Below are 25,364 nucleotides of genomic sequence, written 5' to 3'. Positions count from 1 at the left end.
TATGCTGATCAATCTTGACGGGTTTGGGCAATCTCCAATACTTGTCAGGTTATCAAATTCGCCGGGCCCAGTAACTCCCGGGGGATATTTTACCTTGTTTTTTGACGTAACGTCGCGTGATCCTCTGTTAGATTCAATTCAGGAATCGGTTACCCTTCCGGACAAGTGGAAATTACTTTCCAAACGCAGACCGGAACGGGTAACCGGCCAGAAAGAACTACGGTATTTTTTTGTGATCGGAACGCCGGAAAGTGAAAGTGCAGGGGATTTTCGGATCGATTTTACCATCAGATCGGGAAATGAGGTCGTTACTACCCCAGCAGTGATCAGCATTCAGGAAATAAGGAAGCTTGAAATTTTTATCGTCTCCCAGCCTGAATTTATCAAGGAGGGTGATACTTTGCGTGTTCAGTACCTGGTGAGGAACTCTGGAAATAAGCAAGAGAAATTTGCCGTAAAGACTAACTACGGCATTGTCGAAAATGTGACAGACAGCCTTATCCTGGCACCTAATTCCCAGGTCAATGTCACAACGTCGCAGATTATCCCTTTCACAGAAAAAAATGCCTGGGAAAGATCGGCAGACTTATCGGTAGGTTCTCCTGACATTCCAAAAGATGTTTATGGGGTTGTTTCGGTTCCTGTTTTTTCTACCAAAGTCAAGAAAATAGACCCTTATTTCCGTTTGCCGGCTGAAATCGGGGGCGGATATTTGAGTTATACATATGGGGGCAGCACGCGGATTGCCTATCAGTATTTTGCTGCTGGACGAGGATATGTTGATCAGAAAGAGAAGCATCATGTCGATTTCACAATTCGGGGCCCGAACCAGATCATTTTCCCGGCAGCAGGAGGTTACGACCAGTACTCATTGGAATATCAATACAAAAAGAACACTGTTATTTCGGCAGGAGATTACGTATTGCAACTCAACAACCTGATGGAATTCGGCCGTTTGGGCCGAGGGGTCAAATTGGAGCAGCAATTCCAAAAACTAGACTATACCGTCTTTTATCAAAAGGCCCGCTTCACCCAAAGTCAGAAACAGGCATTTGGAGGTAAGGTAACTTACAAAATGAGCCGGTTTTTCAATTTAGGGGCCAGCTATGCGACTAAGGACGTTACATTTCAAAGGCAAAATTTCTGGACTCATTTGGCGGGGATTTCCGGTCGTTTGAGAACCGCGAATATCGGCTTTGAAACAGAACTTGTTGCCGGTAACGCGAAACAGAAAACGGATTATGGTGTCTTCGCACGACTTCAATTAGCCCGAAAATGGGTGACGGTGACCAGTAACTTTATTTATGCCGGCAAGAATTTCTATGGATTTTACCACAACAGCCTGCTGATCAGCAACAATATCGGGATTAACATTACAAGAAAACTGACACTGGGTTTAGGTAGTAATTTCTCAGATGTCAATCCAAGTCTTGATGCAACTTTTTACAGTATTTCACCCAAGGAACGTAGCTATATGGCTTATGGGTCGTATCAGATTAATAAACAAAACAGGCTTCTTGTTTTTTATTCAATTCAGGAGAGGCAAGACAGGCAAGCGCCGGCTTCATTTCATTATTCCGAAAATTTCGGGAACCTGTCCTACAATCTTGATTCCGACAAATTTGCGTTGTTTTATCAGGGACAGTACGGCTATTCCCGAAATCACCTTGTCTTCGACAACACGGCTCAAAAAGAGTCTTTTTCGAACCTTGTACAGCCTAGTGTCCGGTTTTTTCCCTGGATTTGGGTTGGCGGATACCTGCAACATCAGCATACCAGTAAATTTTCATCTTCCAATATCGTTGAAAATCTGTTCTTTTACGGAGGCAATGTGAGGATCAATGTCGGACAAAAGCTGCTGGTTAATTTCATGTACCGGAATAATTATGCACCCGACGAGCTGTATGTCAGAAGAAGCTTCCTTGATGCATCACTGCTGCTCGATTTGAAAAGGCATCGGATTACAGTTGCGGGTGGTCGCTCTTATGTTCCCAATATGGAGAACACGGGTCAGAACACATTATTCTTCTCGTTAAAATATGCGCTCAAATTGAATGTGCCGCTGTCGAGAAAGCGAAACGTAGGTTCAGTCAGCGGAAAACTGACCGGCACCGGATTTTCCAAAACAGGCAATCTGATTCAGCTGGGCAGTCACAAATTCCTGACCGACAGCACGGGAGAGTTCTATTTCAAAGGCATAGCACCCGACCGCTACTATCTGAGTGTGGTTCAAAATGAATCAAAGCAAGTGGGGGTCATACCAAACATCAGAATTCCGATGTATCTTGACGTGAAGGCGGATAGTGTAAAAGTGATTGAGATTCCATTTACGAGAACAGGTAATATTATCGGGAAAGTCGATTTTGTAAAGCCCAGCCAAAACGGATTATCGTCGGTACTGAGCGAAAAACCAACAATCCTGATCAAATTGTCTAACGAAACGACTAGCTTTCTCACGGAACTGACGCCCGAAGGAAAGTTCTCATTTAAAGAAATGAAACCCGGAAACTGGAACATTTCAGCATCCATTCCCGGTAGCCAGGATCGTTTCATTATTGAAGATGCCAACCGGTCGCTCCATCTTGAAATCGATAAAACCATGGACATTATTTTCAGGGTAAGACCGAACGAAAAAAGAATCCATTTTTCCGAAAGGAACTTTGAGGTATCCGTCAAAAAATGAAGTACCTGATATACATATTACTTTTTTATCAATGGTTTGACGCACTGGGACAAGCTTCGACTACTGTGAATGTCAGCATTTCCATGCCATCGGTAGCACTGATAGACGTCCTGCCGTCGGGTTCGCCCAATGTTACATTAACGATGACGGCTCCGACCGAAGCCGGCGATTTGGTGGGTACGGGAACTTCCAATTCTTCCAACTGGCTGATTTTTACCTCGGCGGTGGCGACCGGGGCGTCCAGGAGTATTCGGGGAGATTTGGTGGGGACATTACCAGCGGGCGTATTGCTCAAACTGGTGGTTTCGCCCTATGTGGGTAGCGGACTCGGCTTTACGGGCGGCAAAAGTGCAGTTACCAGCAACACTTATCTGACCAATACTTCGACACGTTTTATAGACAATATTCAAGGTGCCTATACCGGTACCGGTTATGGGACTAGTGGATTTAAATTGACATATTCGCTGGAAATTCAGAACTATGCTAACGTGAAAAGCGGGACTTCGAACGTAACGGTACGCTATACAATGACTGACAATTGATGAAAAAATATACACTATTGTTCCTGATATTGATCGTCGGTGCTTCTGGTTTTTGTCAGACAATTGCCATTTCTACCAGTACCCCTGCGGGCGGCACCTGGTCCGTCACCAGTCTGTCTTCGAGTTTGACCAGCGCTGGAAGCAATTACACCCATGTTGAAGAAAGCAGTGCATCGCATACAATGCTGAAAGTAACGGCCTTGCTTTTATATTCTGTCAGCGCGCATCAAAACGTTACTTCCAACTGGGATTCTTCATTGCTATTATCCATTAAAAGGACGGGAAACGGAACCGGCAGCGGAACCATCGCGAACGGGACCGACTACATTCAGCTTACAACATCGCCGCAGACATTTTTTACAGGTAGCCTGGGCCTCGGTTTAAGCCGAGATAATATTCCCGTTCAGTACAAAATTACCGGCTTGTCGGTCATGTTACCTGTAAAAACTTACACAACTACTATTCAGTATACGATAACGGGGTTGTGAGGTGGTTGTTAAATCGCGCCTCTGTGAAAGCAAGTACGTAATGGTTAATGAAATTTGTTGTCAAGGTTCAGTAACCCTTGGCTTTTAAGTTATTATCAATTGATAAAAAGGCTTCTTTGATCTGAGTATGACAAGCGCATAAATTTGGAATCAACATGATAAGCTTAGCGCAATCGCCATCTGGATTACAGACTTCGGTATTGTATCTTGAAATTTCAGACGGAAATTCTCTCTCAAATTCTACAAACCACTTGTGAAATAAAGAATTTCGGTCAGGTAAATCAAAAAAGCTTTTCGGATGACGTTGCAGATTCCAGGTCACCGGAAAACTGCATGGCGTAGTACCAACCCGGCGAAAGCTGATCCTCCGGAATAGGATATAATGTTAATTTGAAAGCTTCCCGTACCCGGGTCAGGGAAGCAGGTGTTTCAATTCGTCTTGGATAAATGGAATACAGAAAATGCGTTCCTGCCATTCGATAACCAATAACCGGACAACCGGGAACCAACCTGAAAATTGAAATGAAAATCAAAAATCTGCTGCTAGCAGCGCTCGTTTTCTCCGCCGGCAACAACTTGCTTCTTGCCCAGAAAGGAAAACAACTTTTTCCTGAGATGCCTGGAATGGTGTCATATACGTATCGTTCGAGTTTGTCCAAAAATACTGCCGTTACATTGGACACATTGAAAGGTTTGGGGATCAAAGACATGGAATTTTCGAGTTTGTTTGGAAAAACTGCCGCCGAACTCAGGAAGCTGCTTGACGAGCGCGGGATGAAATGTTCCTCGTTTGGTGTGAGCTATGAGCAGGCATTGAACAAAACGAAGGAGGTAGGAGAGAACGCCAAAACATTGGGCGCGAAGTTTGTCCGGGTAGCCTGGGTGCCTCATAAAGGCGCATTCACAGTCCAAAAGGCTGATAGTACCATTGCAGATTTCAATGCGATTGGCAAGAAATTGAAGGATGAGTTTGGTCTGACATTCTGCTATCACAACCACGGCTACGAGTTCGAAAAGCATGAGGACGGTACATTGATGGACTACATTATCAAGAAAACAGACCCTAATTATGTGAGCTTCGAGCTGGACATTCTCTGGGCGTTTTTCCCAGGCGGCGATCCTGCTGGCTTGCTCACGAAGTACCCGACGCGTTTCAAACTGATGCACATGAAAGACCTGCGCAAAGGTGTGGAAGGAAATCTGTCGGGCGGTACACCGGTGACGAATGACGTTGCATTGGGTACCGGCCAGTTGGACATTCCCGCGATACTGAAAGCTGCTAAAAAATCAGGCATTGAGCATTACTATATCGAAGACGAGAGCCCAAGCTACGCCACACAGGTTCCACAAACGATGGCTTATTTGAAAAGTCTGAAAAAATAGTTTTGAACGTATCATTGGTCAGACGGTATTTATAATATCGTCTGACCATTTTTTTTGCCTGCCGGTACAATCCCCTCTGATAGATTCCTATCCTCAGAAAAAATTGACTCATTTGAAAGCAATTACCTGCGAATGAATGTCAAAATAATTCAAATAGACTATGCGACAGCGGATGATTTCCTGTCTTGTAGCGGTTGCCATTTACACCTGGCTCTCTTAAGTTTGCAGTGGATCCGGTAACCACGATTTCTTCTCAACTCTTCTCATAGTTTTCTAATTGACTCATTAGTAATTAATTAAAAAGCGAAATGGGTATTTCATTTCATGGCGAAGCTTTGCATCTACTTCTGATTCTCCTCCAACAATATTTTTATAATGACATTAAAAAAACATCACACACGAAAATCCTTAATAGTAGCAGTGGGACTGATTTTCTCGTTCTACAACACCTTGTATGCACAGCAAAAATTTGAATCCAATCAGTATATCAACCGAAGTCTGGTCACAGCTTCGCCTGTTGCATCCGGATTTGGTGTTTTTGGCGATGTTCCTGTCAGCCATTTTACGGGTACTCCCGACATTAATATTCCACTCTATCAAGTAGCATACAAAGAGCTTTATATTGATCTAAGCCTGCGCTACCATCAGGCCATTGGCACGAAACCGGATGCATTTCCCGGAATTACAGGCAATGGCTGGATGTTGAATACGGGCGGTGTCATCATTCGGGTGTCGAGAGGAACGATTCCTTATAATTTTCCGAATAATGTTCCGGTCCCGGTTAATTTCAATCCTACGAAAGATCCAAACTGGTCGTCGGCGGCAACTATGCAAACCCATCTGAAGAATCAAACTGTTTTCGTAAATGCCGAAGGCCGCTATGATGAGTACCAATATAATTTTGGCGGGCGAACTGGTAAATTTTATATAGACCATACCGATGTGTTTCGCATAAAGAGCGAGCAAGGGGAAGATATTTTGGTGCAAAAGGATCCTGCTCTTAGTTATAAGGAATTCACAATGCCGGCGGAGCCGCAGCTCCCGCTTTCATGCCTGGCAACAGGAGTAGCCTATACGGACATCATCAAGCAACGCAATTTTGTGTATAAATTCACGCTCACCGACAGTCAGGGAGTCAAATACACATTTGGAGGAACCGATCAGTCCATTGAATTTACGCGTCCAGGCATGGTTTATAACGGGTTCGATTTGAAGGACGAAAACACCCTCCCTACCAGTTGGTATTTAACCTCCATCGAATCTCCGAACGGATACAAGATTGACTTAAATTACAAAAGGGATAAATTTTACATTACCAGCGAAGCTTATGTCAGCGATAAGATTATCTTGCCCGGGAAGTTTGCCGATAATGACAATTCACCAAAAGGAAGGATCATCAAAAGCACGCTTTATCATCCCTGTTATCTGGACGAAATTATAACGCCCATTAGCAAAGTCAAATTTGACTGGAGTATTGCCAATCAGCAATTGGGATATACTTTCAATGTGGTTAATCCGCCTCTTCCCAATTGTGGCGCTGTGCCCGGAGATTTGCATAGTCAGTTCCATTTCACCAAATACCCGGAGATCAGGGATGCACCGATAACCGGTCGGTTTCCAAACAAGCTGGACAATTTTGTGGTTTCCAACTCGGTTGGGGTTCGCAAGATGAAAGTGGAATTTACTTATACGAATTTGGCCACTACCCGCTTAAAACTGCTTTCTGTTAGATTAAAAGGCGAGTCAGATACGCCACAGAATATTCCTACCTACAGCTTTGAATACAATCCACTGGCCTTACCGGAATATCTGTCCTACAAGAACGACGATTATGGCTTTTACAACAACAAAAACCCATACATCACTTCTTCTGATCCGATATACTATTACAACATGTTCACCAATGCGGCTACGCGACAGCTTTATCTGGATTCCCGTAAACCCGATATCGACTTCACGAAAGCAGAAGTACTTCAAAAAGTGACCTACCCGACAGGCGGGTATACGGAATATGAATTTGAAAACCATGAATACGGCCGTACTGCAAAATACTGGCCGGCATCGGTTCAGGAGAATGCAAACGGAGCCGTATATACAGGAGGGTTAAGGATCAAGCGGATCAGTCACTATGATTATCTCAATCACAAAGCCACGGAGAAAAAATACTTTTACAAGCTCAATTATGCAGCGGCTGGTGCGACTTCGAGCGGTGTTTTAAATTACGAACCCATGCATTTCGCTTACTTCAATGGCGCAGTACAAGCGCCTGCGAAATACGCAGGGACACCCGGGGCACCCAATTTCGAGGGCAACATGACCTACACCCAATATAGTACTGATCCTCTGAATGCCAGCGGCTATAGAAGCAACCATATCAACTACTCGGAAGTGGCGGAGGTAGACCTGGATGGCAGTTATAGTGTTTACAAGTATAAGAACTATGACAATGGATACCACGACAAACCAGCCGAAAACATGGTCTCTGATAATGTCAATGTGGGCGAATTCTGGAAAGAAGATGAGATGAACAGTATGGAACTGGAACGCGGACAGATATTATCGGAGCAATCCTATAATAGTGCTAATTCCCTGAAACAAGATGCGGTCTACGCTTATAACGATGATATCAACAGGTTCAATTCCCATGTGCGCCGGATCAAAATGGTGCCCAACCCGATTTTTACGATGAATTATCCGTCGCTCCGCTATACTGCTTCCTTAGTTTACACGTATTATCCGTTCCTAAAGACCAAAACCACAACCCATTATGAAACGGGCGGTAATGTAGTCAATGCGGCCACGGCCACCTATCACGCGACAAACAGGTTGATAGCTTCCGAGACTTCAGTAGACAGCAAGGGGCAGACTGTGGTAATTTCCTATAAATACCCACATGATTATGCGGCAGATCCGGTAAGTATTGCCATGTCCAGCAAGCATATGATAGCGCCCGTTTTTGAAACTAAAACTACGGTCGCAGGCACCCAGGAAAGCCTGGTGCAGACACCCTACTATTCACCATCAGCAAATATTTATGTTCCACAAGAAGTGAAAGTTCAAAACGGTCCTGGCGCTTTGGAGACCAGGTTACAATTTACCAAATACGATTCACGAGGGACGTTGCTCGAACAGCAAAAGCCTGGTGACGTGAAAGAAAACTTTTTATGGTCGAGATCCCACTATTTAATGGCAAAGGTTGTTGGGAGTGACCATAACACAATTAGTGCCGCAATTGACCAGAGCGCATTGGGTAATGGGGAAATTAATGAGTTAATGATCCCGAGTTTCTTAGATGCAATGCGGAACGATATCGCATTGACTCACAAGATGGCTCAGATTACGACTTATACTTACACCGGCACTTGGTTATTTGGTCCTAATGCAGTGACCGATCCCAACAGAAAGTCACTCCATTACTTATATGATTCCTTTGGCCGGTTAAAAAGTGTAAATAATGGAAATGGTATGGCTTGGAGTACTCTAAGGGCTTCATACTGTTATAATTATGCAGGCCAACCGGTGGATTGTTCAACGATGGCCTCAATCGGGAGCATTGCCGCACCTCCCCTGACACTTTTGGGCGAAGGGGCGCTTCCTGTTACTTTGATCAGTTTTGAGGCCGTTAAGCAGGAAAATATCGTAAAACTGAACTGGTCGACAAGTTTTGAAACCAATAGTGACCGGTTCGAAATTGAGCGGAGTATCGATGGTAAACAATGGCTTAAACTTGGAATCGTTTCATCTCAAGGTGAAAGCAATGCGGAACACGAGTATTCCTTTACGGATAATGGCCCAATTAAGGGCGGCCCTTCCAAAGGCGAAAACCTGTACAGGTTGAAAATGGTAGATGTTGATTCCACCTTTACGTATAGCCGTATCCGAAGCGGAGTTTTCGGTCAGGAAGGCGACGTTGCACTGTACCCGAATCCCGTAACCATTGGGGATGAGCTTACTTTGCTTACCGATGATATGAGCAGGATCGCCAGTGTCAAAATCTATGACAGTTTGGGGAAATTGACACACCAGGCTCCGGCTTCCAAACAGATCAATACCCGAAAGCTGCAAGCCGGGCTATATATGGTCCTGATTACGTACATGGATGGAAGTATCAGCTCCCACAGGGTAGTAAAGCAATAAACTTCGGCTCTCGGCAGTCGGCTTTCGACCTGATTTGACAGCCGATAGCTGACCGCCGATAGCCAAAAACACACATTATTAATATCGAAAAACTAATGAACCATTTTCATAAAAGCATAATCATGCTGCTGGGATTTCTGGCGCCATTCATAGTGCGGTCTCAGCAAACTAACAGCCAGAACTACATTATTTCGAAAATCTACAAGCAAGCTGGTGCTAACGAAAACGATGTTAGCCAGGTCGTTACCCAGGTCCGGTATATTGACGGTCTGGGACGTCCTTTGCAAAACGTAGGCGTTAAGCAAAGCCCGACTGGTAATGACCTTGTCCAACCCGTCGAATATGACAACATCGGAAGAAAAGCAAAAGATTACCTGCCTTATGTTGCAGCAGGGAATGGAGCGTATCATGCAAACGCGCCAACGGCTGTGGGTAACTGGTACACGACTAACAGTGCCGGACTTCAAAAATTTGCGGCCACCGATCTGGACAGGCCATTCACCGAAACGTACTTTGAACAATCGCTAAACAGACCCACCGGAGGACGTGCACCAGGTAACAGGAGCGCCAGTTCATCCACACAGTATTCAGCCAACACGGCAAACGAAGTAAAACGATATGATTACAATGTGGGTGCCAACACCATTGCGCAAAATGGGACTTATGGTGCGGGTACCCTTACAAAGGTCCAGGATACCGACGAGCAAGGTGTTGTTACGAGCCAATACTTGGATAAAGCGGGGCAAATGGTTTGCAAGCACGATCCCGCAACCGGTTATACATATTATGTGTTCGACAACCTGGGATTGCTGAGAGGTGTTTTGCAGCCTAAGTTTCAGGATGATGCCAATTTTGGACATTATGCATTTTTGTATGATTACGATTCCCGTAACCGGATCGTCAGGAAGCAAACCCCGGGAGCCGGAGCAGTTGAAATCGTGTATGATAAGTTTGACCGGCCTGCTTTGTCCCGTGATGCCAACCAGCTGGCCAGAAATATGTGGGGTTTTACAAAATATGATTCACTTAACAGGCCCATTGCAACCGGTGAAATAGCATCAACAGATACTAGGGTACAATGGGTAACAACAGTCAATGCAATTGCAAATCATCATGAAACGAGAAATAATGCGGTAACGGCAGGCTATTCATTAAACCAGACAGCCCCAACAGGAGCTAATGAAGTTAACTTGTTGACCATTACTTTTTATGATGACTATGCATTTTCAAAACCTGCCGGATGGGCTTTTGCTGCGACCTACTACCCGGGTTTTAATGGAAAGGTGAAAGGCCAGCGAACCGGTGGGAGGGTAAGAATGCTGCCTGGTAACGGAGCGGTCGGTGGCTGGCTTTCAACTGTAACTTACTATGATGCAGAATACCGTCCCATTCAATTTTTGCGCCAATTGCACGACCTGGGTGCGACCGCGTATGAGCGTGTTTCCATCAAATACAAATTTGACCTGGCAACCGTTGTAGAAGAGCAAAAAACGGAGCAGGTCCTTTCCGTGGCCGTCACCCATACACACCTGGCCACATATAGTTATGATCATGCGGACCGGATGTTAAGTGTAAAAGAGAAAATTATAACAGGAACAAAAACCAAAGAGGTGTATACGGTTGCCCACAGGTACAATGACCTGGGCCAACTGCAAAGTAAATGGCTGCACTCCTACAATACCGGTACGAAGTACCGTCGCCGGATCGATTATACCAACAATATCCGTGGCTGGCAGACAGATGCCAAAACAGTTTACAAACCTGCGGGAGTCGAAGTTCGATTTTATGCAACCCATGTCAGTTACCGGAACAGTGCTAATTATAGCAACGGCAGCGTCGATTCCCTGGCATGGCGTGGTAAAGACGAGATTGCGTTTTCAGCAGGTTTAAAATTCACCTATGACGGAGCAAGCCGCCTGGCCGGCTCAACCGGGATATTTGGCAATACGAATATAGAAAGCGGTATCACCTATGATAAAAATGGAAACATTACCACGCTGGCCCGCAGTGGTGTTGCGGTTGATAATCTGACTTATACTTACCTCGGCAATCGGCTCTCGGCCGTCGGCGATGCATCCGGAAATAATACGGGTGTGAAGAGTGGTAACAGCAATTATTTGTATGATGCCGATGGTAATATGCTTACGGATGGTAACAGGGGAGCAACTTTAACTTATAACTACCTTAACTTACCTAAAACCGTTACGGTTGGTGCCAATCCTGCATTTACTTACGACTATGATGCATCAGGGGCCAAGCATAAATATGTGAACACAACCGATGCATTTACAGCCAAGTACGCCGGCATTGTTGAATATGACGGCACGAATGTGTTTAAAAGAGGGGCTACCTCAGAAGGACAAGTGATACTGACCCCGGATTCACTAACCTTCAACTATTATATTAAAGACTACTTGGGCAATGTAAGGATTGTTTTTAATGAGAAAGGGGAGATTTTACAGAATACAGAGTATTATCCCTTTGGGTTAGCTATTCCGAAGGACACTCCGACACAGACTCCGGCTGCCAGAAATTTGGTAAACCGTTACCTTTATAATGAAAAGGAGTTACAAGTCGGCAGTGGGTATCTCGATTATGGGGCGCGGATGTATATGCCGGAGCTTGGGCGGTGGAACGCTGTTGATCCGCTAAGCGAAGTTTCAAGTCGGTGGAGCCCCTATGCATACGGGAATAACAACCCGTTCAGATTTATTGATCCTGACGGAATGCTCTCAGTACACGTGAATGAAGAAGGAACCGTTCTTGGAAACTACAACGATGGAGACCAAGGTGTTTACCTTCATGAAGGAGCAAAATCATCAAGAGATTATAAAAAAGACTATGATAAAAAGACCAATACTTCTGCTAACGGTGAAAAATTGGGTGAACTAGGAAGCGGAATCAATGTAGACAAAATCTACTCGAACATCTTAGAAGAAAATTCTTCTGAGGCAGAAGGAATGGGTTTGGTAGAATATTATAACAAGGTAAAAAATGGTGCAGAATGGGATTACAAAAATCGGGCGAACACAATTTTTGGTTTGGTAAATCGCTTAGGAGATAACACTAAATTTGTGTTTGAGGGGAACAAAATGGAGGCACAAGATATAGGTAATCATCATTATGGAGTCCTAGGCAGGGCGGCAGGATTTAACGAAAGGCTTTTATTAGAGCAGGCAGGCGTAGCGCAGATCAGAGGGGGGACCTCAATGGCTGAATGGCAAAACTATAAATGGATCACTGTGCCAGGTTCGGCGGTCAGCATGCCATCCTTAGTGCCGCTACCTCCCTACGGCGATGATCCAAGAGATCAGCGATTTATTAAAAATGGATTTAATTATTTTAACCGGCATAATCGTGAAAGGTAAAAAATTGTTTGTAGTCGTGCTTGTATCATGTTTTCTCTTGATCTTCTCAGTAGTCTTCTTATTAAACTATCCATGGCTCGCTGGTGACAATAGGCCCCTCGCTAAAATTTATTTTAACGAAACCGCTCTTGATATTACATTCATTCAATCACCTATATCACGAGATTTTGTTCAGATTATTTATACTGACAAAAAAGGAAATCAGAAAATAGTTAAAAACATTGAGGACAAAAATCGCCTTGACGGATATCTCATCCTAAATGACTCAACAATCAGGCTAATTTTAAATAGAGGTCGCCGAATTAACAAGGCAGACACGGTTGACGTATCGCTTCAATTATATGAAAAATAATAATGCCATTGATATTGGCAATTTATCATCGATCAAAGAATTTTAACCACAAAACGAATCAGAATCTTAGTGAAAAAAGAAAAATGTATCTTTGGTCAGATTAAAAGTTCTTTGGCTTATTTGTTGAAAACCAGTCGTCCGCGTGAGCTAAAAGTGGTGCGATGGTGGTAGTCGGTCGATCCAATGTCAGATAAATGGGGTGAGGTTTCTCCTTATTCATTTACTTTGACATATTCAAATTTGTCATGGGTTAAGACAAACCCAAAATAAATATGAAAGTAATTTGCAAATTCAATGCCCCTTCTAACGTTCCTGACAATATCCCCAATGATTTCGATTTCGGGCTTTGCACCGGAAAAGAATATACTGTAATGGGGATGCTGACTTTTAAAGGATCAAATAATCTACATTTCTTGGTGGATGAGAATGGCCGACTCAGTTGGTTTCCGTTCCAAATATTTACTATTTCCAACAATGAAGTGCCTGAAAACTGGTTTATCAATATTAATGTCGATGATATACATGTTGACTATCTGAATCTTCTATGCTTTGATGAGCTCTGCAACAAAAAGGACTTCTTCAATCAACTATTGGAACGAGACGAAGAGGCTATATTTTAGGCGAAAAATTGAGATAGAAAATGTCTGATTAATCGACAGGGAAAGTTCGATTTGGGTTTAACCCGTCCCAGGAGATCCCCACCCAAAAAAATAAAAATCGCCACACACGTTACTTCCAAAACAAAACCCCGTCATAAGGTAAACTTTTGACTCATGAAAAAATCCCGTCCTTCCTTCGATTTTAATACACAATCTCCGCTGTTCGATGCTTTTGAGCGTAAAGCTGTTTCGTTGGACCTACGCGAAGGCGCCCCCGTTTTCTACCCTGATCAGATGCAGGATAGTCTGTATTTTGTAAAAAAAGGGGTTATGAGAAGCTACATTCGTCATAATGATATCGAAGTAACCAGATGGTTCTATTCGGCTGGTGATCTTGCTTACTCCGCGCTGAGCGTATTCCATGGCCTTCCTTCTGATATTTGCCTGGTGGCAGCATGTCCCTCGATCGTTATGCAAATCTATAAAGAAGATTACTGCAAATTATGCGATGGATTTCCTGAATTTAGGCAGACTATCAACGACTTACAAGGCAGCTTTTTATACAGATACGCTCATTATAACGATTCGGCCAGAACGCTTTTGCGTATAGAAAGGTACCGGAAGTTTCTGGATGAATTTCCGCTTGTAGGAGGACAAGTGCAAATAAGGCACCAGGCTAGTTTTCTTGGCATGACACCTGACACGCTTTCTAAAATCAGAAAGCAATTTCAAAACAAAGCTTCCCAGAGAATGACCTTAACATAAACAAGGGAGATAATGATTTTCCAGGTTCCGGACCGAAACCTGCTAGGATAGCCCGTATTAAAAGTCCAAATTTGCCCTCATACAGCCATTTGATGAGGTCGCAAGCATGGAGTTTTTTATTGGTATTGACATTGGGAGCATCATTTTTCCTTGCGCCGGGATGTCATGCGCAAAAATTACTGGATAAGAACGTTTCCGTGTCTGCTAAAAACCAATCCGTTTCTGCAATACTGAAATTGATTGAAAAGCAGGGTGGCTTTGCATTCGGTTACAACAGCGACATTATTTCCAGCGACAGCCTTGTTGCCAGTTTTGTGAAATCCGGCTCCGTTACCCAGGTTTTGGATGCATTGCTGACGGGGAGGTTTCATTATAAGGAAAAAGGAGATTATGTCATTATTCAAAGAGCGCAGAAAGAGAAGTATTACCAGATTTATGGTCGGGTATTGGATGGGGAAACGGGCAAGGAGGTGGATTATGCCAGCGTGTATTCCATGGAACAGCTGGTTTCCGCGTTGACGGACGATGGAGGTGTTTTTAAGCTTCGCCTGCGCGGCGCAGTTAGCCTTTGCAGGTAATGTCAGTCTTAGGAATATGAGCGGTTTACAGCTGGGCGGTGGAACACCGAGGCGACGTTTCAGAAAATTTACCTCGGTGCATGGAAAACCCGACCGATTCTTTATCGTTTTCAAGCCGGATTGGATCTTCAACTCAGTAAACGATTTACATTGAATGCAGGCCCGTCATTTTCCTTGTTTTCTTCCAAACAAAAAGAATATAAAACGGATTATCAGTCTTTTTCTGACAAAGGATTTTTTCGTTTTAATGTAAATAAGAACACAAATGCCTGGGTCGGCTATCACTTTGGCCTGAGTTGGAACTACAAAAGTTTTTCGCTGAGATAGGGGAGTAATGAGCCCTACCTGAATTTCTCCGTTTCTTTTCTTCTGTTCTGGAAGGGATTTAAGTTGTAACAAAGCATTTATTTCCGAAACCGGTACAGATACGGGGCCTTGTTGGCTGCGCCGGTGAACTTCTTTTCGAGACGTTCCAGCACATTCAGGTCCAGGATCATCTTTTGGAAATTATTACGTGCGAATGGTTTGTCAAAAATAGTTTCATAGAGTTCCTGGACTTCGCGCATGGTGAATGTCTCGGGAAGGAGGTTGAATGCGATCAGTTTTTCGTCCAGATTCTGACGAAGCGTTTCCAGGGCCTTGGCCACGATAGCGTTATGGTCGATAATCATTTCCGGCAGGTCATTGATATTGTACCATTCGATCGACTCATCCAGATCTGTTTTTTGAGGGACTACTTTGTTAATGTCCACCAGTGCATAATAACCGATCGAAACAAACCGTCTTGTAAACCAGTCATACTCTCTTCTATGATGTCCTTCGGAGGTCAATTTATCGGAATTAAGGTCAATAAGCCGATTGATAAATTCAAGGCTGTTTCTGGTCGCATTACCAAACGTGAAAAATTGTTCCAGGTATATTTCACTGATCCCGGTCCGCTGCTGAAGAATCCGGTGAGCAGCTATGTCAATGTCCTCTTCCTGATAAATAAAACCACCCGGCAACGCACAGAAATCCCCTTTGAAAACGAGCTTGGGTACCAGTACTTTAAGCTGTTTGTCATGATATCCGAAAATAACACAGTCAATGGAAAGCTGCTGAATGTAATTCTCTTCACTGGGACTACGCATAAAGAAGGGTTCTAGGGATGATGGTAATATACTTTCTCATGATACTGACAAAACTACAAAGGCGTCCGGTGGATTGTTAATACTCCCCTGAACCCCTCAAAACCGCTATCAGAGTAACTAGTACTATACAAATGTATAATAGAAAAATATTTATTGTCTAATTTTTAGACAATAAATAAAATAAGTATAGCTTTGTCCGACTGAATTAAACGTACTTATTCCGATGAAAGTAAAATCTTTGCTCATCAGTGTGCTGTCTTTGGGTTTGTGGCTGGTGTTCCATTCCTCTGAGGCTCAAACTCCTGCATTCAATGTGCTGGTATTTAGTAAAACGGCTGCTTTCAGGCACGCCTCGATCAAAGCAGGTAATGAAGCATTGCTCAAATTGTCAAAGGAGAAAGGCTTTGGTGTCAGTTTTACCGAAGACGCTGCGCAGTTCACTGAAAAGAACCTGAAAAAATTCAACACCGTCATTTTTCTGAATACGACGGGCGATATCCTTAATAATGAGCAGCAGACGGCTTTCGAGCGTTACATCCAGGCGGGTGGGGGATATGTAGGGATACACGCGGCTACGGATACGGAATACGACTGGCCGTGGTATGGAAAACTGGCCGGTGCGTATTTTCTCGACCATCCGATGACGCCTAGCAATGTGCAGAAAGGCAAGTTCATCGTTACTGAGAAAAACCATTGGGCTACAAAGGGAATGCCGGACGAATTTGAACGGACGGATGAGTTTTATAGCTTTAAAGACATTTCTCCCAAAATAAAGGTTGTCCTGAAAATTGATGAAAAGAGCTACATAGGCGGAAAAAACCCCGATTTTCATCCGATGGGCTGGTACCAGGAGTTCGAAGGTGGCCGCTCGTTTTATACAGCCATGGGCCATACCGACGAGACGTTCTCGGAACCGCTTTTCCTGAACCATCTGTTTGCGGGAATTAAATACACAGCAGGGGGTGATGCTCCGAAACCAGTTGATTTTACCAAAGCGAGACCGGAAGAAAATCGTTTTACAAAAGTCGTTTTAGAGGAAAAACTGGACGAGCCAATGGAACTGAGCGTTTTGAATGACGGCCGCATCCTTTTTATTCAGCGAAAAGGGCAGGTCAGGCTTTATAATACCAAAACAAAAGAACTGAAAACCATTGCTACCATTCCAGTAAGCACAAAGTACAAAAATAAAGAAGGAAAAGAATCGACTGGTGAGGATGGACTTTTGGGATTAAATAAAGATCCTAATTTCGCCCAAAATCACTGGATCTATCTTTACTATTCAATCCCTGAGGAGCCGAAAAATGTATTGGCTAGGTTTGAATTGAAGGGTGACGAACTCGATCTTCAATCCAAAAAGACAATTCTTGAAATACCAACCCAGCGTGAGGAATGCTGTCACACGGGCGGCTCCATCGCCTGGGACAAAGCGGGAAACCTGTATTTGTCAACCGGTGATAATACCAATCCGCATGGTTCCAACGGTTATAGCCCAAGCGATGAGCAGGAAGGCAGAATGGCCTGGGACGCACAAAAATCATCGGCTAACACCAATGACCTGCGCGGTAAGATCATCCGCATCACACCACAAGCTGATGGGTCGTACACGATTCCTGATGGAAACTTGTTTCCGAAAGGCACTCCATTGACCCGTCCGGAAATTTACACAATGGGCCATCGCAACCCGTTCCGCATTTCGGTTGACCAAAAAACGAGCTACGTATATTGGGGAGAGGTGGGTCCTGATGCAGCCAAACCGGATTCGAGCAGAGGGCCTGCAGGTCACGATGAAGTAGGGCAGGCGCGTAAGGCCGGGAACTTCGGCTGGCCGCATTTTGTAGGCGACAATAAGGCTTACAATAAGTACGATTTTGCCAATAAAAAATCACTGGAAAAGTGGGACGCGAATGCGCCCAGCAATACTTCTCCAAATAACACGGGGTTAAAAGTGCTTCCAGCGGCTCAGAAAGCCTTTATCTGGTATCCTTATGGGGCTTCACCAGAATTTCCGCTAACAGGTACCGGCGGCAGAAATGCAATGGCAGGGCCTGTTTTCTATACTGATGCATTTAAGAATGCGCCGCATGCTTTTCCAAATTACTACAATGGCAAAATCCTTACCTATGACTGGATGCGCGGCTGGATTATGTCGGTCACGATGGATCATGAGGGTAATTACGTTTCAATGGAGCGGTTTATGCCGAGCTACAAATTCTCTAATCCAATGGATATGGAATTTGCTGAAAATGGTGATCTGTACATGCTTGAATATGGTACTGGCTGGTTTTCGGCCAACGATGACGCCCGGCTGATCCGCATTGAATATAATGGGGGAAACCGCAAGCCACAGTTACAAATGGTCGCCAATAAAATGGGTGGGGCCGCACCAATGGCTCTCAGACTGAGTGCGAAAGGGACTGCTGACGCCGATAATGATGCGCTCAGCTATGCCTGGAAAATTACTTCCAAGAATGGTTTTACCAAATTGATCAATACCCAGGATGCCAATATTACACTTACCAAAGTGGGTATTTATAAGGCAACACTGACAGTCAACGATGGCAAAGGTGGTGTAAGTACGCAGGCAATGGAAATCACCGTAGGTAACGAGCCGCCGGTACTCAGCCTGGAAATGCCTGCTAGCAACAAATCGTTTTATTCGGCGAACAAATCTTTTAACTACGATATCAAAGTATCGGACAAGGAGGATGGTTCATTAGGTAAAGGGATTGATCCAGAGCGAGTTGCTGTCAATATTGACTACCTGGCCGAAGGTTATGACAAAGTGGCCATCGCTCAGGGACACCGGTCAGCTGATGCTAGTGCGGCATTTAACACAGGAAAAAAACTGATTGAGGCCAGTGATTGCAAAGCTTGCCACGCAATTGACAAAAAATCGATCGGGCCGGCATATAAGGAGGTATCGATGAAATATAAGGGAGATAATTCGGCGGTAGAAAAGCTGACGAAGAAGGTGATCTCTGGCGGAGGCGGCGTATGGGGTGAAACGGCTATGGCCGCGCACCCGCAATTATCAGCCGCCGATGCATCAGAAATGGTGAAATACATCCTGAACATTGCCAACGAAAAACCGAAGGAAAAATCACTGCCGGTGAAAGGCAGCTACACTGCAAAAGTGCCTTCGGGAGACAAGGGCAAAGGTATATTTATTGTGAGGGCAGCTTATGAAGACGGAGGAGCAGGCGTACTTCCTTCTTTAAAATCGGAGCAGTCATTTGTACTGAGAAATGCCAAGGTCGATGTGCATAATTATGATGCTTATGAAAACATCATGAAGGTTTCCAATAGCGGGATGAATTTGGCTATTGCCTCTAAATCAGGTGCTTATATGTTACTCAAACAGGTCGACTTGAATGCGATCAGCGCACTGAAATTGCAGGCAATGGCACCGAAGCCGCAGCTGAATGCTGCCGGCGGAAAGGTAGAGCTCCACATGGACAGCCCTACCGGCAAGCTGATCGGCGAGTCTGCCCCCCTGGAACCATCTGACAAGCTGGACTTTACACCAACGCTATTGACAGTCCCTTTCAAATTGACTGACAAGGCGGACGGTAAGCTCCATGATGTGTATGTCGTCTTTGTCAACCCAAAAGCCGAGGAACGTTCTCTGATGATCCTGATAGGGTCGGAATTTGTCCTTGGTTCTGATGCGAAGTGAGGGTTAACATTAAAACTGATCTCGAATGAAAAAAATCTTTATCCTGGCCTGGATGATTCCGGCTTTTGCCCTTGCACAACAACCCTCCTCTCTCGAAAGAGGTTTTCAAAGCCCCCCCAATGCCGCCAAACCACGTGTTTGGTGGCATTGGATGAACGGAAACATTACCAAAGAAGGAATTACCAAAGATCTTGAATGGATGGACCGCGTCGGGATCGGCGGGTTTCAGAACTTCGATGCGAGCCTTTTCACGCCGCAGGTCACCCCGAAAAAACTGGTGTTTATGACACCCGAATGGAAGGACGCATTTAAGCACACGACCGATCTTGCCAAAAAATTACAACTCGAAATGACCATCGCCGCGTCTCCCGGGTGGAGCGTAACAGGTGGTCCGTGGGTACCTGCGAGCGACGCGATGAAAAAGTATGTTTGGACAGAAACTAAGGTTGCCGGTGGGCAGGCGTTTTCGGGCAAACTTCCGCAGCCAGCGAATACTACCGGCAGTTTTCAGAATGTACCAATGGGCGGCAGTACGCTCGGCGGGCCGGTGGGGCCACTGCCTACCTACTATGCGGATGCCGCGGTGATTGCATACCGGGTACCAGCTGCGGAAAAGTCATTGGCTACATTGAACCCAAAAATCACATCCAGCGGCGGCACATTCGCCCTCGCCGACCTGACGGACGGTGATCTGGCGAAGACAGCTGCATTGCCACCAATGGAAATCGGGCAGGATATGTGGATCCAGTATGAGTTCGAAAGTCCGCAAACTGTGAAAGCATTTACCATTGTTGGAGCGAGCAGCGGAGGCGCACTGGCCGAGTTCAGAGGTAACCCGGACAACAGGACATTGAAGGTGAGCGATGACGGTGTAACATTCCGTGACGTGGTGATGATCAAAGGCAGTATTGTCCCTCAGAATACGATGAGCATTGTACCGACAACTGCGAAATATTTCCGGTTTGCATTCAAGACATTGGCGCCGCAGGGTAACCCGTTTGCCGAAATGTTTGGAGGCGGTGGAGGCACACCCAAGCCCGAGGGGGTTAATGTCGCTGAAATTGTGTTGTATAACACCGATCGCGTAGATCTTTTTGAAGAAAAAGCAGGTTTTGTGCCCTGGAAAGAAAGTACGCATACTTTGGTCAGGAAAGACGCCGATGCGATTCCGACCACGGATGTGATCGATCTGACTTCCAAAATGGAGGCTGACGGGACATTGAACTGGACAGCCCCCGCCGGGAATTGGGTGGTAATGCGCATGGGTTACTCCATTACGGGAAGGCAAAATCACCCGGCTTCTCCGGAAGCGACCGGGCTGGAAGTAGATAAGCTGGACAAAACAGCTGTCAGCAAATACATTGAAACCTACCTGGACATGTACAAGGATGCGACCGGCGGCCAGATGGGCGCGCAGGGCCTCAGCCACATGGTACTCGATAGTTACGAAGCAGGGCACATGACCTGGACGAAGGGTATGCCCGAAGAATTTAAGAAACGTCGGGGCTACGAGATCACGCCCTGGATTCCGGTGCTGACGGGGCGGGTAGTACAAAGTGCAGAAGCCAGTGAGCAATTCCTATGGGATTTTCGCAAAACGATTGGCGAGCTGATCGTTGAAAACCACTATGAAGTGATCGGTGATGCATTGCACAGACGCGGCATGAAACGCTATACGGAATCGCACGAGAATGGACGGATTTTTCTGGCCGACGGAATGGACGTGAAACGCAAGGCCGATATCCCTATGTCCGCGATGTGGACGCCGGGTAGCCTGGCGGGCGGCGCAGACGAAGAGGTAAGGAGCGAAGCAGACATTCGCGAAGCAGCATCGGTGGCGCATATTTATGGCCAAAATCTGGTGGCCGCCGAATCCATGACTTCTATCAGCAATGCATTCAGCTGGCATCCTGAAAAGCTGAAACGTACAGCGGACCTCGAAATGGCGTCGGGACTGAACCGGTTTGTAGTGCATACTTCTGTACATCAGCCGCTGGATGATAAGAAACCAGGCCTTTCGCTGGGCCCTTTCGGGCAGTATTTCACCCGTCAGGAAACCTGGGCCGAACAAGCCAAAGTATGGACGGACTACCTGGCTCGCAGCTGCTACCTTTTGCAGCAGGGCAAGCCGGTAGTGGACATTCTTTACTACTATGGCGAGAATAACAACATCACGCAGGTATTTGCTCAAAAATTACCCTCGGTACCAGGTTATGAATATGATTTTGCCAATGCGACAGTCATTAAGAACGCGATCAAAATAGAAGGTGGAAAAATAGTAGCAACGAGCGGTCAGCAGTACCGATTGCTGGTACTTGATTCTACGGCTAAAAACATGACATTGCCTGTCCTGACAAAACTGGGTGAGCTAGTGGCTGCGGGAATGAAAGTGACAGGTACAAGGCCCGAAGCGTCGCCCAGTATGAGCGACAATGCGGCGGAATTTACTGCTTTGGTCAACAAGATATGGAGTAATCCGAATGTTTCTACCAAACCGGTGGAAGCGGTACTGAGTGAAATGAACATTCAAAAGGATGTTGATATTTCTGGTGCCAAATCGAAGATCCTGTATGTACACCGCCAAACTGCGGATACTGATCTGTATTGGTTGGATAACCGCAGCGACAGTCCCAATGAGGCTACTGTCAGCTTTCGGATAACCGGTAAAGTGCCTCGGTTATGGCATCCGCAAACTGGTAAAATGGAGAAGGTTTCGTATCAGATCAAAGATGGCCGCACGATCATACCGGTCAAATTCGAGTCGTGGGAAGCATATTTTATCGTTTTTGAAGGTAAAACAACAATTACCTCATATACCAAGCCGACAATTTCCGAATCGGAAGTGGCTATGGTGAAAGGTGACTGGAAACTAACTTTTCAGGAAGGCAGGGGAGCCCCGGCGCAGGCCACATTAAATGCATTAGCGTCGCTTTCCGACAATGCCGATCCTGGAATCAAATATTTCTCAGGTACTGCCACCTATGAAAATACGATCACGCTGCCAGCTGTTGCTAAAAATGCCTCCTATGTCCTTGATCTGGGCGATGTGAAGAACATTGCTGAGGTTACCGTGAATGGAAAAGGTGTGGGTACATTATGGAAGAAGCCTTTCAGAATCGACATTACCAGTGCCGTGAAATCAGGAAGTAATGCCGTTTCGGTTAAAGTGACCAACCTTTGGGTGAACCGCCTGATTGGTGATGCACAGCCTGGGGTAACCAATAAAATTACTTTCACGACCATGCCTTTTTACAAACCGGATTCGCCACTGCTACCATCGGGATTAATCGGGCCGGTACGCGTGCTGGAAGTAAAACCAGCAGCGGCAAAATAAGGGAGTACACGGATGCTGACGTGAATAATGTCTTGTAAATCAAATTCGTAATCAAATAATGTTTCAGTTTATAAATCAAAAAGCAATGAAAAAAGCAGCTATTATTCTCGTCGTTTTTATTTCAGTAATGTCCTTCAAGGGACATGCTCAAACCGCCGCAACAAGCGATTTCTTCGCTGGGAAATGGGAGGTTTCGGTATTAGGGACCCCAAATGGTGACTCCAAGCTGGTGACCGAGCTGGTTAGAAAAGACGGCAAACTGACTGGCGAGTTGAAAGATCCGACGGGTGCAAATCCAGAGGCGCTTCCGATTACGAGCGTAGTAGAAGAAGGGGACAAAATGACATTGTACTTCACAGCGCAGGGAACAGATGTGAGCCTGGACCTGGCGAAAGTAGACGACGACCATTTGAAAGGTTCGGTCATGAGCGGCATGTTCGATGCGACGGCAGTGCGGATCAAGCAGTAGGTTTGTGGTGGTTTAAAAATAAGTGAATGTTGCAATTGAGCAGAAACGTTTTCTGTTTGGTTGCAACATTTCGTTTTCAGGGTTAACGATTATGTCGAGATCGGCAAGTTTAGGAAGAAATTGGTGAGGGGTAAAGTTTACAAGGCGTAGCATTTGTATGTTATCTTTAAATCCTTCATTGAAAATAGTTTCAACTAACAACTCACCAAACCTGAATTGAAATTATGTACGTAAATCGCTATCTATCACCGTTAATTGTCTACTACTATTCGTGGCGAATGGTCTTGTTTTCAATATTTACCGGCTCCGTGGCCATTTTTGTTTATAGTTATCTTGACTGGACGTGGGTTGCTATCCCGTGGTTGCCGGTGTCATTGGTCGGTACCGCTACTGCCTTTTTTGTTGGTTTTAAAAATAATCAGTCTTACGACCGAAGCTGGGAAGCGCGCAAGATCTGGGGCGCGATTACGAACCATAGCAGGTCGTTTGGTGCTGCGTTGCGAGCCTATACCGCCAGTGCGCCAGAGTCCATTGAAGCAAGCAACGATGTTAAAATCATCATCTACCGGCACATTGCCTGGCTTTATGCGCTGAAAAACGCAATGGCCCAGCGTACAGCCTGGGAGCATAAAGACCGCGCCAGCAAGCGGCAGCGCGACGCCCTGCATAAATCCCAGCCTGCCAGCGATGCAGAAATAGGGCGGCATTTGCCTGAACATGAACTCGACAGCCTGAAAGACAGGAAGAATTTGTCCACCCAATTGCTGGACCGGCAATCTCAGCATCTTGCAAAATTGAGAAAGGATGGACGGATCGACGCATTCCAGCACGTTGCTTTACAAAACCTGATTTCTAGTCTGTACGACGAGCAGGGCAAGAGTGAAAGGATCAAAAATACGCCGTTTCCACGTCAGTATGCGACGACTTCAAACCTCTTCATTTTTGTATTCATGACGCTCCTTCCATTCGGGTTGCTGCCGCAATTTGTCGAGCTGGGCGAAAAATACATGTTCCTGCTGATACCCTTCAACCTCATCGTTTCGTGGGTTTTTATGTTCATGGAATATGTTGGCGATATCAGTGAAAACCCATTCGAAGGCCTGTTAAACGACGTTCCGGTTGGTACCATCGTCCGAAACATCGAAATTGATCTCAAAGACATGCTGGAAGATGACGAGCGTCCAGAGAAATTGCAGCCATATCTCGGCGTACTATTCTAGGCTTGCTGGTACTTCACCGTCGAATAAGCGATGCCAAAATTCGGGGCCAGACGGATATGCCTGAAATCGACCTTCACCGCGATCGCCATGATCGCCATGTGGTGCACGGCGTGTTCGACATTGTACAGTAATTCACGGTAAAAAGTGGTCGTGATCTTGACGTCATTTCGTTCGTCGGCAGAGTAGGAGGCTTCTAGTTTCAGTACCATATCATCATTCAGGACGCGCATCAGAACGATGAGTTCTTTCATCTTGGCAACCGCCTGTTTGGGGTCATTTTCCAATGAAAGATCGCGTTCCCGCTTATCGTAGTTGAGTTTTCCGGTGCGATTTGCCCGCATAGCGAGATCGTAAAATTCGAGTATGTGCCGTAAATGACGGCCGACAGAATTGGCAGATAGCAGGTCCAATGGTCTCGTATATTCTTCCTGCGAAAATTGTTCCGTCATTTCAGAGAGTTGGCCCAGAATTTCGATGGAAACATCCTGTAATTTCATAGCTTGTTATTGTTTTGGCTGGCGTTCGTTTGATTTTTTACTTCAAACCCTATGCCAAAAGCGAAGAGTAAGCTTTGAAAGGCGCTTTTACGCTCACCAAAGCATAATCGGAGACTTTTTAATATGCCTGCCAAATACTTCGA

16 protein-coding genes are annotated in these 25,364 nt (G+C 45.4%); 13 read left to right on the top strand and 3 right to left on the bottom strand.

What is annotated here, in order from left to right; genetic code table 11:
- Position 1 precedes the first annotated feature (1 nt).
- From ON006_RS12205 to ON006_RS12195, 3 genes are read left to right on the top strand one after another with little or no spacing between them, the layout of a single operon-like run.
- Positions 2–2,683 carry a hypothetical protein gene (locus tag ON006_RS12205; protein ID WP_244820067.1) on the top strand — a complete coding sequence of 894 codons (2,682 nt, stop codon included), beginning with the start codon at positions 2–4 and terminating at the stop codon, positions 2,681–2,683.
- On the top strand, positions 2,680–3,225 hold the full coding sequence (locus tag ON006_RS12200) for a hypothetical protein (RefSeq protein WP_244820066.1): 546 nt from the start codon (positions 2,680–2,682) through the stop codon (positions 3,223–3,225). Before ON006_RS12205 ends, ON006_RS12200 begins: the two co-directional genes overlap by 4 nt.
- Entirely contained in the window at positions 3,225–3,713 is a 489-nt protein-coding gene (locus ON006_RS12195) for a hypothetical protein (protein WP_244820065.1), read from the top strand. Before ON006_RS12200 ends, ON006_RS12195 begins: the two co-directional genes overlap by 1 nt.
- Positions 3,714–3,994: 281 nt before the next feature.
- Here ON006_RS12195 and ON006_RS12190 read toward each other — a convergent pair whose 3' ends face one another.
- Positions 3,995–4,189 (bottom strand): hypothetical protein, encoded by a 195-nt coding sequence (locus tag ON006_RS12190; RefSeq protein WP_244820064.1) that lies wholly within the window; start codon positions 4,187–4,189, stop codon positions 3,995–3,997.
- 46 nt (positions 4,190–4,235) lie between these two features.
- On the opposite strand from ON006_RS12190, the gene ON006_RS12185 reads away from it, so the two are divergent.
- The 6 genes from ON006_RS12185 to ON006_RS12160 all read left to right on the top strand — a co-directional run bounded on the left by ON006_RS12185 (position 4,236) and on the right by ON006_RS12160 (position 14,895).
- Positions 4,236–5,096: a sugar phosphate isomerase/epimerase family protein gene (locus ON006_RS12185; RefSeq protein WP_244820063.1), complete on the top strand. Its 861-nt coding sequence runs from the start codon at positions 4,236–4,238 to the stop codon at positions 5,094–5,096.
- Positions 5,097–5,471: 375 nt separating this feature from the next.
- Positions 5,472–9,233 carry a T9SS type A sorting domain-containing protein gene (locus ON006_RS12180; protein WP_244820062.1) on the top strand — a complete coding sequence of 1,254 codons (3,762 nt, stop codon included), beginning with the start codon at positions 5,472–5,474 and terminating at the stop codon, positions 9,231–9,233.
- Between the two features lie 95 nt (positions 9,234–9,328).
- Complete coding sequence (locus ON006_RS12175; RefSeq protein WP_244820061.1) at positions 9,329–12,601, top strand: DUF6443 domain-containing protein; 3,273 nt, start codon at positions 9,329–9,331, stop codon at positions 12,599–12,601.
- Positions 12,602–13,225: 624 nt separating this feature from the next.
- A complete protein-coding gene (locus ON006_RS12170; RefSeq protein WP_244820060.1) occupies positions 13,226–13,573 on the top strand; it encodes a hypothetical protein in 348 nt (115 codons plus the stop codon).
- A 153-nt stretch (positions 13,574–13,726) separates the two neighbouring features.
- On the top strand, positions 13,727–14,317 hold the full coding sequence (locus ON006_RS12165) for a Crp/Fnr family transcriptional regulator (protein WP_244820059.1): 591 nt from the start codon (positions 13,727–13,729) through the stop codon (positions 14,315–14,317).
- 92 nt (positions 14,318–14,409) lie between these two features.
- Positions 14,410–14,895 (top strand): DUF4974 domain-containing protein, encoded by a 486-nt coding sequence (locus ON006_RS12160; RefSeq protein WP_244820058.1) that lies wholly within the window; start codon positions 14,410–14,412, stop codon positions 14,893–14,895.
- Positions 14,896–15,299: 404 nt separating this feature from the next.
- Here ON006_RS12160 and ON006_RS12155 read toward each other — a convergent pair whose 3' ends face one another.
- Positions 15,300–16,025 (bottom strand): NUDIX hydrolase, encoded by a 726-nt coding sequence (locus tag ON006_RS12155; RefSeq protein ID WP_244820057.1) that lies wholly within the window; start codon positions 16,023–16,025, stop codon positions 15,300–15,302.
- 223 nt (positions 16,026–16,248) lie between these two features.
- Here ON006_RS12155 and ON006_RS12150 point away from each other — a divergent pair, with 223 nt between their 5' ends.
- From ON006_RS12150 to ON006_RS12135, 4 genes are all read left to right on the top strand, one after another.
- Positions 16,249–19,701: a ThuA domain-containing protein gene (locus ON006_RS12150; RefSeq protein ID WP_244820056.1), complete on the top strand. Its 3,453-nt coding sequence runs from the start codon at positions 16,249–16,251 to the stop codon at positions 19,699–19,701.
- A 25-nt stretch (positions 19,702–19,726) separates the two neighbouring features.
- Positions 19,727–23,035 (top strand): glycosyl hydrolase, encoded by a 3,309-nt coding sequence (locus tag ON006_RS12145; protein ID WP_244820055.1) that lies wholly within the window; start codon positions 19,727–19,729, stop codon positions 23,033–23,035.
- 85 nt (positions 23,036–23,120) lie between these two features.
- Positions 23,121–23,504, top strand: a complete 384-nt coding sequence (locus ON006_RS12140) for a hypothetical protein (RefSeq protein ID WP_244820054.1) — start codon at positions 23,121–23,123, stop codon at positions 23,502–23,504.
- Positions 23,505–23,728: 224 nt separating this feature from the next.
- Positions 23,729–24,724, top strand: coding sequence for a bestrophin family protein (locus ON006_RS12135; RefSeq protein ID WP_244820053.1), 996 nt, complete (start codon positions 23,729–23,731; stop codon positions 24,722–24,724).
- Here the strand turns inward: ON006_RS12135 and ON006_RS12130 are convergent.
- Positions 24,721–25,221: a DinB family protein gene (locus tag ON006_RS12130; RefSeq protein ID WP_244820052.1), complete on the bottom strand. Its 501-nt coding sequence runs from the start codon at positions 25,219–25,221 to the stop codon at positions 24,721–24,723. The genes ON006_RS12135 and ON006_RS12130 overlap by 4 nt on opposite strands.
- Between the last annotated feature and the right edge of the window lie 143 nt (positions 25,222–25,364).

It is taken from the genome of Dyadobacter pollutisoli (assembly GCF_026625565.1).
GTDB classification, from domain to species: domain Bacteria; phylum Bacteroidota; class Bacteroidia; order Cytophagales; family Spirosomataceae; genus Dyadobacter; species Dyadobacter pollutisoli.
This window is presented reverse-complemented; position numbering and strand designations above follow the sequence as displayed.

What these genes read in the sequence shown, in the direction of transcription:
- ON006_RS12205 (WP_244820067.1), top strand. Translation starts at nt 2, where the DNA reads ATGCTGATCAATCTTGACGGGTTTGGGCAATCTCCAATACTTGTCAGG.
- ON006_RS12155 (WP_244820057.1), bottom strand. Translation starts at nt 16,025, where the DNA reads ATGCGTAGTCCCAGTGAAGAGAATTACATTCAGCAGCTTTCCATTGAC.
- ON006_RS12185 (WP_244820063.1), top strand. Translation starts at nt 4,236, where the DNA reads ATGAAAATCAAAAATCTGCTGCTAGCAGCGCTCGTTTTCTCCGCCGGC.
- ON006_RS12150 (WP_244820056.1), top strand. Translation starts at nt 16,249, where the DNA reads ATGAAAGTAAAATCTTTGCTCATCAGTGTGCTGTCTTTGGGTTTGTGG.
- ON006_RS12195 (WP_244820065.1), top strand. Translation starts at nt 3,225, where the DNA reads ATGAAAAAATATACACTATTGTTCCTGATATTGATCGTCGGTGCTTCT.
- ON006_RS12160 (WP_244820058.1), top strand. Translation starts at nt 14,410, where the DNA reads ATGAGGTCGCAAGCATGGAGTTTTTTATTGGTATTGACATTGGGAGCA.
- ON006_RS12140 (WP_244820054.1), top strand. Translation starts at nt 23,121, where the DNA reads ATGAAAAAAGCAGCTATTATTCTCGTCGTTTTTATTTCAGTAATGTCC.
- ON006_RS12130 (WP_244820052.1), bottom strand. Translation starts at nt 25,221, where the DNA reads ATGAAATTACAGGATGTTTCCATCGAAATTCTGGGCCAACTCTCTGAA.
- ON006_RS12165 (WP_244820059.1), top strand. Translation starts at nt 13,727, where the DNA reads ATGAAAAAATCCCGTCCTTCCTTCGATTTTAATACACAATCTCCGCTG.
- ON006_RS12170 (WP_244820060.1), top strand. Translation starts at nt 13,226, where the DNA reads ATGAAAGTAATTTGCAAATTCAATGCCCCTTCTAACGTTCCTGACAAT.
- ON006_RS12200 (WP_244820066.1), top strand. Translation starts at nt 2,680, where the DNA reads ATGAAGTACCTGATATACATATTACTTTTTTATCAATGGTTTGACGCA.
- ON006_RS12180 (WP_244820062.1), top strand. Translation starts at nt 5,472, where the DNA reads ATGACATTAAAAAAACATCACACACGAAAATCCTTAATAGTAGCAGTG.
- ON006_RS12175 (WP_244820061.1), top strand. Translation starts at nt 9,329, where the DNA reads ATGAACCATTTTCATAAAAGCATAATCATGCTGCTGGGATTTCTGGCG.
- ON006_RS12145 (WP_244820055.1), top strand. Translation starts at nt 19,727, where the DNA reads ATGAAAAAAATCTTTATCCTGGCCTGGATGATTCCGGCTTTTGCCCTT.
- ON006_RS12135 (WP_244820053.1), top strand. Translation starts at nt 23,729, where the DNA reads ATGTACGTAAATCGCTATCTATCACCGTTAATTGTCTACTACTATTCG.
- ON006_RS12190 (WP_244820064.1), bottom strand. Translation starts at nt 4,189, where the DNA reads ATGGCAGGAACGCATTTTCTGTATTCCATTTATCCAAGACGAATTGAA.